Genomic DNA, 12,323 nt, shown 5'->3' with positions numbered 1-12,323 from the left:
CGCACACATTTATGATGTGTGCGTTTTTTTTGATCAGAAGAATAGAGCGGACCAGTAGGGTTAGGAAGGTGCTCATTGCTGCTAGCATAAAAGGATGCTTAAATCTCCGAAAGGTATCCGCACGTCTGGTTCAAGCATGAATGATTAAAATAAGCATGATCATTATAATAGAAGAAAGTTGATCCGAATGATGCATAACAGTTACAAGAGAATCTGAATTAATTGCAGTTGTTCAAAAAATAAAAGTAAGGAAAAATAGGTGAAAAAGATGGTATTTCTCAAGAAAATGGCCCGCTTTAAAAAATTAACACAAAAATGTAAAAAATATTGAATAGAACTATTGCTATTTCTACTATGTTGTGCTATATTTAGAGAAGCTAATTAGAAAAACCGAGGAGGTAAAGGAAATATGAAAAAGTTAGCGGCTAGTTTATCAATGATTTTCTCATTATTGATAATTTCTTTCGGCGTATTTACGACCAACGTAAGTGCAGCCACGTCCAAAAATGTTGACGTCATCACGGAGGTCAAGATCCAAAATGCCAGTGGTGGCGAGTTAACAGAGCCACTCGACCGCTATGATACTTTCCGTCTTAACGCAAAATTTGCGTTAGAAGGAAAAGGTGTCAAAGCAGGTGATACGACAGAAGTTACAATTTCTGCACCTATCGACATCAAGTCTCAGAATTTTGAAATCAACGACACAATCACTGGTAAAAAGATTGCCGATGCAGTAGTTGACGCAAAAACTGGTAAGATTGTCTTGACATTCACAAAATTCGTTGAAACGAAAAATGACGTTTCAGGTTCATTCTTCTTCTACGCAGCAGTTAACAAAGATAAATTCCCTAACGATGGTAAAGCACCAGTTAAGGTTACTGTTAACGGTGATGTAAAATTCACTGGTGAGGTAGAAAGTAAAGTTATCGGCGATGGTAAAACTTACCCAGCCCTTAAATCAGGTTGGACTGGTAACAACAATAAAGAATTAGGTTACCGTATTGCTATTAACAGAACAAATATGGAAATCAGAAATGCGGTTCTTACAGATACACTTCAATCAAAAGGAATTACTTACCGTAAAGGAAGTTTCAGAATCCTCAAAGGTACTTGGGAATACGCTGGCGGTAAATGGGAACTTAAAAACCAACAAGATGTTACTTCTAACTATACAATAAATGCAACAGATACTTCATTCACTATCAACTTGGGTAACATTGGTAAAACTGATCACTTCTCAGTAGAGTATGTTGCTGATGTAAACTATACTGCTGTTGATGGGGAAAGAATTAAAAATGAAGCGCAACTTTCAGGTGACGGGTTCCAAGCTCCTCCTTCAAAAAATGGAGTCAACATCCAAATCGCTGGTGGTGCTGGTATCGGTTACGAATTTAGCATTAAAGTGAAAAAAGTAGGCGAAAACGGTGCTCCACTTAAAGGTGCGAAATTCCAAGTTATCCGTGAAACTAACCAAGATATCATTGGTGAGTTTGAATCAGATGCTAATGGTGAATTCACTGTTAAGAACATCTTGCGTGATAAATACATCATCAAAGAAATCCAAGCTCCAGAAGGTTATGAGTTGGCAGCTGATACTGTAGTTGAAGCTGGTGAATTCACAACACCAAAAGCTCCAGTTGCTAAAACTATTACAGACCAAAAAACAACTACAACAACAACCACAACCACTACAACAACCACAACTACAACAACAGAAGAGCCAACAACAACCACAACTACAACAACAACAGAAGAACCAACAACAACCACAACTACAACAACAACAGAAGAACCAACAACAACTACAACTACAACAACAACAGAAGAACCAACAACAACCACAACTACAACAACAACAGAAGAACCAACAACAACCACAACTACAACAACAACAGAAGAACCAACAACAACCACTACAACAACGACTGAAGAGCCAACAACAACTACAACTACAACAACGACTGAAGAGCCAACAACAACCACAACTACAACAACGACTGAAGAGCCAACAACAACCACAACTACAACAACGACTGAAGAGCCAACAACAACCACAACTACAACAACAGAAGAACCAACAACAACCACAACTACAACAACAACTGAAGAACCAACAACAACTACAACTACAACAACAACAGAAGAACCAACAACAACCACAACTACAACAACAACTGAAGAACCAACAACAACTACAACTACTACAACAACAGAAGAACCAACAACAACCACAACTACAACAACAACTGAAGAACCAACAACAACTACAACTACTACAACAACAGAAGAACCAACAACAACCACAACAACAACAGAAGCGCCAACCACAACTACAACAACGACTGAAGCGCCAACCACAACTACAACAACAACAGAAGCGCCAACGACTACTACAACTCCAGAAGAAACTACAGTAACAACTGAAGCTACTACAGGAGAAACTTCTGAAACAACAGAAGAAACTACAGTAACAACTGAAGCTACTACAGTAACTTCTGAAGAAACAACAACAACAACTACAACTCCAGAAGTACCAACTCCAGATGATACAACTACAACTCCAGAATACCCAGGTGGTGGAGATGGTACTTTTGGTCCTCGTAAATCAACCACAACAACAACTCCAGAAACACCTACAAATAGTAGTGAAGAAGCAACCACACCAGAAAATGGTGGAGGTCGCAAATCACTTCTTCCAAGTACTGGTGAAGTTGTAGCAACTGGCCTTGTATTCTCAGGAGTACTTGTCTTGTCAGGTGCAGTAGTATTAAAACGTAAAATCTCTAAATAATAAAAAAAGAGTTTCCGTATAAAGGAGAGAGCGAAAGCTCTCTCTTTTTTGGGAAGGAATGAAATGGAGGAAAAGATGAAACTTTCGATACTCATTACTTTGTTTAATGAGGAGTTGGTTCTTTCTCAGACACATGAAGCCATGTCAGCACAATTGGAACAGATGCTGGGAAAGGAACTCTCGGACTATGAACTTCTGTATATCGATGATGGCAGTAGTGACCAAACCTATGAACTAATTACAGCCATTGCAAAAGAGAATCCACGCGTGAAATATATTCGATTTAGTCGTAATTTTGGCCGTGAAAGTGGTATATTAGCTGGTTTTAAATATGCGAGCGGTGATGCTGTCATGGTTATGGATGGAGATCTCCAACATCCACCTTATCTGATTCCCCTCTTTTTAGAGGCATATAATGAAGGATATGATATTGTCAGTGGGCAACGAACGCGAGAGGGGGAGTCCTATATTGGAAGTACCTTTGCACGCCTCTTCTATTTCTTGTCAAACCGTTCAATGGACGTTAAACTGACAGATGGAAAATCAGAGCTGAGATTGCTAAGTCGTAAAGCGATAAATGCCTTTGTATCGATGCCCGAATACAATCGTTTCAACAAAGGGTTGTATGAATGGATTGGATTCAAGGAGAAGGTAATACCTTATAAAAACGAAATCCGCAAGGCAGGGAAAAGTAAGTTTGGTTTTAAGAAATCATTGAACTATGCTATTCAAGGGATTGTTTCATTTAATGATCGTCCCCTTCGTGTTTGTATTCAATTTGGTTTCATCTGTTTAGGACTTGCTCTTTTGTATCTTGTTTTTGAATTGATGAAATACATACTATCAGCAAGTAACTATGTCAGTGGTTATTTTACAACCATTGCGGCCATCATTCTATTTAGTGGTGTTCAATTGATTTTCATTGGTATTCTTGGAGAATATATTGGAAAAATCTATTATGAGGTAAAACGTCGTCCTCACTTTATCATTGAGGATACCAATATCGAACAAGCAAAAGAAAATAATATTGGATAAAGGAGAGAATATGTTAATCTGGTTTATGCGCTGGCAAGAGTTTTTGAAGAAAAATCCCAAAAAAATTCTCTATGCCTTGAGTGCGTTAGCCCCAATGACTATTATGTTAGTAGTTTGGGCTTTCATGGGGATGTACCCGTTTGGAAGTAAGAGTCTGATGGCTGTTGACTTTGGTCAGCAATATATCAGTTTCTTTGGCTTGCTAAAAAATGCGATCTTGACGGGAGACCTATCTAGTTTGAGTTATTCTTTCACTAAGTCTCTTGGTGGAGATATGATTGGGGTGCTTGGATACTATCTAATGAGCCCCTTTAACCTCATCTATATCCTAATGCCCCTCAAATATTTCGGAGCAGCAGTCTTTCTTACTATTTGGCTCCGCTACGGGGCAATCGGTCTATCCTTTGCATTCCTCTTGATCAAACGTTACAAAGGTTTGGAGTCTAGAAAATGGATGGTTCCACTGTTCTCGACAGCTTATGCCTTGTCAGGGATGTTGGTTTCCTACCAGATGAATGTCATTTTCTATGATGCCATGATCATGCTACCAATTGTGATTGTGTACTTGGAACAATTGTTAGACGGAGAAGCTCCCTATCGCTATTCCTTTGTCTTGGGACTAGCTGTCTTACTCCAATTTTACATGGGTTACATGATTTCGATTTTTGTTGCCTTGTATGCCTGTTTCTATGTATCTCCTAGATTGATGGTCGAAGGTGATCTAAAGACAAAACTAAAAAATTATATCTCACCTTTATTACAAGCTGTCATTTATTCGATTATCGGGATTGGAACAGCAGCAGTCCTTTTGCTACCTGTCTTCTTTAACCTGTTGGAAAGTAAGGGACAGATTGGTGGAGGGATGACCTTCTCTTTTGCTTTCCAAATCAACCCCTTAGATATTCTTGCTAAGATGGTCATTGGTGGTTTTGATACGACGTCTGGTTGGTCTGCAGGACCAAACTTACCAAATATCTATATTGGGGCACTTGGTTTTCTAGGCTTCATTTTCTACTTCCTCTCTAAGAATGTTTCCAAAGTTAAGAAATGGGCTGCTGGGATTGTTACTCTTGTCTTCTTGACGTCATTCGTTAATGAGTTTGTAAGTAAGATCTGGCACATGGGTCAAAACCCAGCCGGCTTTTTCTTCCGTTTTTCTTGGTTGTTCTCATTCTTCATGTTACTACTGGCTTACCAAGCAGTGAAGGAAAGACCAGTTGTCTCTAAATGGACGAATCTTGGGATTGGAATCGGGTTGGCTCTTTCTGTATGTTATATTCAATCGAAGAGCTACACCTTTATCGCTAAAGTACAACCAGAAGCAATCACGAACTATTTCTCAAAAAATGTGTTTCTTCCTCTCTTGGTTTTGGTGGTTCTAGGAGGCCTCGGTTTTTACGCCTATTGGACAAAATCTCAGAAGAGTCAGCGTGAGAAGATGATTCTAATTGGTGTAACTTCGGTCTTTATAGTGATTGCCTTTCTGTTACTGAAAGCAGGTTATCTACTCACCCAAGTCAGTCTCACAGTGATCGCCTATTTGATTGTCTTGCTCATCTTGAATTTCAAACTATCCCGTTTTGCTGTGGTGATTGTTTCCCTTGTATCGATTTTGGAGTTTGGTTATAATGCCTACTTGTCACAAGTTACTCTAGGGTATGATAATGTTAATAAGTTTTCAGATGCGACTGTATCAGTCAAACGTGTGACAGATAATATTCAAGAAAATTCAGATCAAAAATTCTATCGAATTGCTTCGGATTTTGGTTATTCTAGAACAGTACCTTCGTTGATTTCTTATCCAGGCTTGAGTACGTTTAGTTCGAGTTTGGAACGAAGCACCATGGACCACTTTGCTTTTATGGGGGATCTTGGAGTCAATGCGTCAACCCAGTATTCAAATGGAACCCCATTGACAGATGCCTTATATGGTGTACGTTACTTTATGAGTGTCAAAAATTTTGATCCAAAAGAGATGGAAGATAATCCAGATAAGATGTACTTTTATCGATTTACGGACCGATTCGATTTGAAACGCTATTTCACAGAAAAAGTCTATGAAGATAAACGTTATGTTGTCTATAAAAATCCTAAATCTTTCCCGCTTGCATATGGTACAAATGTTCTTGTGAGAAATATTAAATTTGGTGTCAATAATGCTTTTGCCAACCAAAATATTATTCTGAATTCAATGGAGGGGCATCAAAAAGCTAAAAACGATACGATTGAGTACTTTAAACCTTTGGCATTTAACGCAATTGAAACAGAAAATGTTATTGAAGAAAAGGTCAATAAGGAAACTGGGGAAGCTATCTACAAGAGAGCGGATTCTTCAAAGGAAGCTATTATTCGCTATAGAATCACTCCTCGTACAAATTATACCTATTACTTTTTCACTCCTGTGTCTTTAACACATAAACAAGACTATTCTGTCTTGCTCAATGGTAAATGGTTAACAAATAATAAATCATTTACGCAAAGACAAATTTGGCAGTTAACAGATCAAACAGAAAATAAGGAAACTGTTATTGAATTTAGATTTAGAACAGATCAAATTGATATGAGTAACGCAGGCGTTTATCGTGCAGATGTTGATCAAATTGAACAAGTATTGGAGAATCGGAAGAAACAAGGATTAAAAGTTACGAAGTTCTCAAATACTCATATTGTAGGTAAGGTATCCATTACAGACAATAGTAAATATATGATGACTTCAATTCCATACAGTGATGGATGGAAAGTAAAAGTGGATGGGAAATTTGTTCAAACGTCAAAAGCTTGGAATGCTTTCTTAGCGTTTCCGATCTCAAAAGGAAATCATAAGGTCGAATTCGTCTTTAGACAAAAAGGAGTCATTCTTGGTGCGTTACTATCGATTGTTTCAATTACTTACTTGGTCATTCAAATGAGACGAAGCAGAAGTAACGAAGGACGATAGGATATGCGAAAGTATCAAAGATTGTTATAAATACAAAAAAGGATAGCATCCAATTGGATGCTATCCTTTTTGTATGATACGCAAATGTGACTGATTAGTTATTAGAAATCTTGCGTTTCAGGATGACGGCTCCTGATAAGACAAGTACTCCTGAGAATACAAGGCCAGTTGCGACAACTTCACCTGTACTTGGAAGAAGTGTTTTGTGACCTCTACCATTTTCTGGTGTGGTTGTTTCTTCACTACTATTTGTAGGTGTTTCTGGAGTTGTAGTTGTGGATGATTTAGTACGAGGACGCCATTTACCTTCTCCATCTCCTGGTACTCTTGGTACTTCTGGTTTTTCTGGAGTCGTTGTAGTTGTTGTAGTTGTAGGTTCTTCAGTCGTTGTAGTTGTTGTAGTTGTAGGTTCTTCAGTTGTTGTAGTAGTTGAAGTAGTCGTAGGCTCTTCGGTCGTAGTAGTTGAAGTAGTTGTAGGCTCTTCAGTTGTAGTGGTTGTTGAAGTGGTTGTAGGCTCTTCAGTTGTTGTAGTTGTAGTTGAAGTGGTCGTAGGTTCTTCAGTTGTTGTTGTAGTTGAAGTAGTCGTAGGTTCTTCAGTTGTTGTTGTAGTTGAAGTAGTTGTAGGTTCTTCGGTCGTTGTAGTTGAAGTGGTCGTAGGCTCTTCAGTTGTAGTGGTTGAAGTAGTTGTAGGTTCTTCGGTTGTAGTAGTTGTAGTAGTCGTTGTCGTTGTCTGCTCTTTTGGATTGATGATAGTCTTCGTGACCTTATGGTCCTCACCAAAATCTTCAGCATTTACGACAGTTTCAGCAATTTTGATCGTATAACCTGTAGGGGCCTCAGTTTCCGTTAAGATATATTTATCTTTTAAAAGACCATTGACTGTGATATTCCCATCTTTATCTGTCACATATTCACCGATTACTTGGTTGTTGGCTTGACGTAGCACTTTAAATTTAGCTCCAGCAAGTGGTTGGTTAGCATCATCTACTTTATGAATATGAATGGTAAAGACATAACCAACACCAGAACCACCAGCAATTTGAACGGCAGCTTTGTTGAGGGCTACTTTAGTTTCTATATCTTTCCCTTTTAAGGTAGCTTGGTTATTTAAAATTTCGCCATCAGCTGGTGAGTAATTTAAATGAACATCATACGTAATACGGTATTGATCCGTCTCACTAATATCTCCAAGATTCACAACAAATGATTGACCATTTTCACCAACAGTTACAGGATGTTCATTGGTTACATCCTTAGTATTATTAAATTGCCATTCACCATCGACATAAGACATCTCACCTTTTGTCACACGAAAACTATCTTTAACGTAAGAAGCATTGGTAAATTGCAATGTGTCTTCTACTGTAACCTCTTTAATATTTTGCTTTAGTTGGTTCACAGAAATGGTATAGGAAATAGTCTTAGGGTCATCTGAGTGAACCCAACTTGTTTTCTTTAAAAGGTTTGGATCACCATCACCAACACCTTTAAAGGTAACTTTACCCGCAATAGTTGTTTTGTTGTTAACCGTCACTTCAACCGGAATTTCTCCTTGTTGAGGGTGCTTCTTGAAGTCGATACGAGCATAGAAATAAAAATTACCATGTGTATCTGAATGTTTCTCCGCATAATCCGTATAAGTTAATGAAATCTTTTTATTATCCTTATCCACGGTTGCATGAGCGATGACTTGTTCAGGCTTAGTAGTAGTTTTGATATCAAAGCTTTGTGATGTAATAATCAAAGCATCTGGAACAGTGATATCCGTTGTGTCACCTGCTTTGACATCCTTACCAGCCAAGTCGAACTCAGCATTGATACGGAATGTTGCCCATTGTCCTAATTCCCAATCAAGGTTGCCACCTTCATTATTGGTAACTTTGATATTTTTGATCGTATCGACCAATTTTCCGCTAACGGTCACTCCAGGAGTTTCTGCTGAAGTGCGATTTAGACCTAAAGCGAAAAGCATGGCCACTAAACAAAGGACAAATGAGAAAATTTTAATATTTCCAGTTTTCTGCTTCATCTTATCTTCCCTTTTCATAAAAATACAGGTGCCTAAACATCAATATCTGATTACTTTTAATGATATGGATACTTTATACCATATCTGTTTTCAATCAAAATTGAGTGTTGAGACACAACCTCCATTGGATCATTTTCTAATAGAGCGAAATATTTTGATTACAAAACTATCCTCTACACAGGGAATTATAGCAAAATTTATGAGGTACTTCAAGTAAAAATTGGTGGATTTCATCATAAATTCCAGATTTTAATCATTATATTTTGACTGCCATAATTTTAGAGGAAATTTTATTGAATTTCATAAAGAATATTTAAAAATTACGAATAGTAGAATTGAGGAGACGTTAGGGCAAAGTGATGGTATAATAGAAGAGATGGAAACTATTTAGATAAAAGAGGAATGAAGATGACAAAAATTCGTGGATTTGAACTTGTATCAAGCTATACCAATCAGGACTTGCTGCCAAAAAGAGAGACAGCCCACGCAGCTGGTTACGACTTAAAGGTGGCAGAACGCACGGTGATTGCTCCTGGGGAAATCGTCCTAGTCCCAACTGGGGTCAAGGCCTATATGCAACCGACTGAGGTGCTCTATCTCTATGACCGTTCCTCTAACCCTCGCAAAAAAGGCCTGGTCTTGATCAATTCTGTTGGGGTTATCGATGGAGACTACTACGGCAATCCAGGAAATGAAGGACATATCTTTGCTCAGATGAAAAATATTACTGACCAGGAAGTCGTCCTTGAAGTTGGCGAACGTGTGGTTCAGGCTGTCTTTGCTCCTTTCTTAATTGCAGATGGAGATGAGGCGGATGGCGTGCGGACTGGTGGATTTGGGTCGACAGGGCACTAAGATGAAGATTATCTTTGTCCGTCATGGGGAGCCAGATTACCGTGAGTTAGAGGAGCGTTCCTATACTGGATTCGGGATAGATTTGGCACCCTTATCTGAGAAAGGAAGACAACAAGCTCAGGAACTTTGCAAAAATCCTTTGTTTGGCTCAGCTGATATCCTGGTGTCTTCTGCAGTGACGCGAGCTTTAGAAACGGCTTTTTATGTATCCTGTGCTACTGGCCTTCCTTTGAGGGTAGAGCCATTATTGCATGAATGGCAGGTTTATGAAACAGGTATAGAGAACTTTGAAACAGCTAGATGTCTGTTTTTAGAAAACAAGGGGGAGTTGCTCCCAAATTCTCCTGTTCAATATGAGACAGCTGAGGAAATGAGGTCTCGGTTTCTAAAATCTATGCGCAAGTATCGAGACTATCAGACAGTCGTTGTTGTCACTCATCGAATGCTCATGCGCCAATTTGTACCAGACGAGAAGATTGATTTTTGCCAAGTGATTGAGTGTGAGATAGAGATTTAGAAAGAGGTTTATCATCGCAAAGAAAAAAACGACATTTATTTGTCAAAATTGTGCCTACAATTCACCCAAATACCTAGGGCGCTGTCCTAACTGTGGTTCTTGGTCTTCCTTTGTGGAGGAAGTCGAAGTTGCAGAAGTCAAAAATGCGCGTGTGTCCTTGACAGGTGAAAAGACCAAACCCATGAAATTGGCGGACGTGACCTCTATCAATGTTCACCGGACCAAGACGGAGATGGAAGAATTCAACCGCGTCCTTGGAGGTGGTGCCGTCCCAGGAAGTCTGGTCCTCATTGGGGGAGATCCTGGGATTGGGAAATCGACCCTGCTCCTTCAAGTATCAACCCAGTTATCCCAAGTGGGAACAGTTCTTTACGTTAGTGGAGAGGAGTCGGCCCAGCAGATCAAACTTCGGGCAGAGCGCTTGGGAGATATCGACAGTGAGTTTTATCTCTATGCTGAGACTAATATGCAGAGCGTGCGAGCAGAAGTGGAGCGCATCCAGCCTAACTTCCTCATCATTGACTCGATCCAGACCATTATGTCTCCTGAGATTTCAGGGGTACAAGGATCGGTTTCTCAGGTGCGTGAGGTAACGGCTGAGCTCATGCAACTGGCCAAGACCAATAACATCGCCATCTTTATCGTCGGTCATGTGACCAAGGAAGGAACCTTGGCGGGTCCTCGGATGCTGGAACACATGGTGGATACGGTGCTCTACTTTGAGGGCGAACGCCATCATACCTTCCGGATTCTAAGAGCAGTCAAGAACCGCTTTGGCTCGACCAATGAGATCGGGATCTTCGAGATGCAGTCGAGTGGCTTGGTTGAGGTGCTCAATCCGAGTCAAGTTTTCCTAGAAGAGCGTTTAGACGGTGCCACTGGTTCGTCAATCGTAGTGACCATGGAGGGGACTCGTCCGATTCTTGCAGAAGTACAGGCCTTGGTGACACCAACTATGTTTGGAAATGCCAAGCGGACGACGACAGGTCTTGATTTTAATCGGGCTAGTTTGATTATGGCTGTTTTGGAGAAACGTGCAGGTTTGCTCCTCCAAAATCAGGATGCCTACCTCAAATCAGCAGGTGGTGTCAAATTGGATGAGCCTGCCATTGACCTGGCAGTAGCCGTAGCCATTGCCTCGAGCTACAAGGACAAGCCAACCAACCCGCAGGAATGTTTCGTCGGAGAGTTGGGCTTGACAGGAGAAGTTCGCCGGGTCAACCGGATCGAGCAACGAATCAATGAAGCTGCTAAACTTGGTTTTACCAAGATTTATGTTCCGAAAAATTCTCTGACGGGGATCACGACACCATCAGGAATCCAGGTGGTCGGTGTGAGTACACTAGCTGAAGTCTTGAAGAAAGTATTTTAATAGTAGAAAAGTCTTAAACGGGAAGTTTAAGACTTTTTTTCAGATGTGACAGATGACAGGAGGTATCCCCTGACAGAAAGGATCGGATATGGTAAAATAATAGATGATTTGAATTTCAAAGGAATAAAGGAGAGACCATGTCTTATTTTGATAATTTTTTAACAGCCAACCAAGCTTATGTGGCGCTACATGGAGACCTCCGTCTTCCGATTAAGCCCAAAACACAAGTCGCCATCGTGACCTGTATGGATTCCCGCCTTCACGTGGCACCTGCACTAGGTCTGGCTCTTGGAGATGCCCATATTTTGCGGAATGCTGGAGGGCGCGTGACAGAGGATATGATCCGGTCTTTGGTCATCTCTCAGCAGCAGATGGGGACCCGTGAAATTGTAGTTTTGCACCATACAGACTGTGGCGCTCAGACCTTTGAGAACGAAGGCTTCCGGCAGCATCTAAAGAAAGAACTGGGAGTAGATGTGGGAGATCGTGATTTCCTACCCTTTCAAAATATTGAAGAGAGTGTCCGTGAAGATATGAGGCTTCTCAAGGCTTCTCCTTTGATTCCAGAAGATGTCGTTATCTCAGGAGCTGTGTATGATGTGGATACCGGATTGATCTCAGAAGTAAAATGATCATATAGAAGAGAATAGGAAGAGAGAACGATCTTTGTTTCCTGTACTCTTCTTTTTTATAGTATAAAAAAAGTGAACCAAATAGGAAAAAATGTGACAATTTAGCAAAAAACATTAAAAAATTAGTGGAATAAAATAACATTTTAACAAGAAT

At 39.9% G+C, this 12,323-nt stretch carries 8 protein-coding genes; 7 read left to right on the top strand and 1 reads right to left on the bottom strand.

Translation table 11 applies throughout. The annotated features are described in order from the left end of the window. Nucleotides 1-409: 409 nt before the first annotated feature. The 3 genes from AB4X21_RS09330 (at nt 410) to AB4X21_RS09320 (ending at nt 6,764) form a co-directional block, all read left to right on the top strand. On the top strand, nt 410-2,791 hold the full coding sequence (locus tag AB4X21_RS09330; RefSeq protein ID WP_369087895.1) for an Ig-like domain-containing protein: 2,382 nt from the start codon (nt 410-412) through the stop codon (nt 2,789-2,791). Between the two features lie 75 nt (nt 2,792-2,866). Continuing rightward, nucleotides 2,867-3,826 carry a glycosyltransferase family 2 protein gene (locus AB4X21_RS09325; protein WP_369087894.1) on the top strand — a complete coding sequence of 320 codons (960 nt, stop codon included), beginning with the start codon at nt 2,867-2,869 and terminating at the stop codon, nt 3,824-3,826. A gap of 10 nt (nt 3,827-3,836) precedes the next feature. Then, on the top strand, nt 3,837-6,764 hold the full coding sequence (locus tag AB4X21_RS09320; RefSeq protein ID WP_369087893.1) for a YfhO family protein: 2,928 nt from the start codon (nt 3,837-3,839) through the stop codon (nt 6,762-6,764). 94 nt (nt 6,765-6,858) lie between these two features. On the opposite strand, the gene AB4X21_RS09315 is transcribed toward AB4X21_RS09320, so the two are convergent. Then, nucleotides 6,859-8,793, bottom strand: coding sequence for an Ig-like domain-containing protein (locus AB4X21_RS09315; RefSeq protein WP_369087892.1), 1,935 nt, complete (start codon nt 8,791-8,793; stop codon nt 6,859-6,861). Between the two features lie 408 nt (nt 8,794-9,201). Here AB4X21_RS09315 and AB4X21_RS09310 point away from each other — a divergent pair, with 408 nt between their 5' ends. From AB4X21_RS09310 to AB4X21_RS09295, 4 genes are all read left to right on the top strand, one after another. Next, nucleotides 9,202-9,648 carry a dUTP diphosphatase gene (locus tag AB4X21_RS09310; protein WP_037608433.1) on the top strand — a complete coding sequence of 149 codons (447 nt, stop codon included), beginning with the start codon at nt 9,202-9,204 and terminating at the stop codon, nt 9,646-9,648. Then, nucleotides 9,608-10,165, top strand: coding sequence for a histidine phosphatase family protein (locus AB4X21_RS09305; protein ID WP_320911123.1), 558 nt, complete (start codon nt 9,608-9,610; stop codon nt 10,163-10,165). The genes AB4X21_RS09310 and AB4X21_RS09305 overlap by 41 nt, the downstream gene beginning before the upstream one ends. A gap of 10 nt (nt 10,166-10,175) precedes the next feature. Next, the gene (radA, locus tag AB4X21_RS09300; RefSeq protein WP_369088382.1) at nt 10,176-11,537 is read left to right on the top strand and encodes a DNA repair protein RadA; all 1,362 of its coding nucleotides are present in this window, start codon (nt 10,176-10,178) and stop codon (nt 11,535-11,537) included. Between the two features lie 137 nt (nt 11,538-11,674). Beyond that, nucleotides 11,675-12,169 (top strand): carbonic anhydrase, encoded by a 495-nt coding sequence (locus tag AB4X21_RS09295; RefSeq protein ID WP_003012833.1) that lies wholly within the window; start codon nt 11,675-11,677, stop codon nt 12,167-12,169. Nucleotides 12,170-12,323 lie beyond the last annotated feature (154 nt).

It is taken from the genome of Streptococcus sp. CP1998 (assembly GCF_041026655.1).
Classification (GTDB): domain Bacteria; phylum Bacillota; class Bacilli; order Lactobacillales; family Streptococcaceae; genus Streptococcus; species Streptococcus dentalis.
This window is presented reverse-complemented; position numbering and strand designations above follow the sequence as displayed.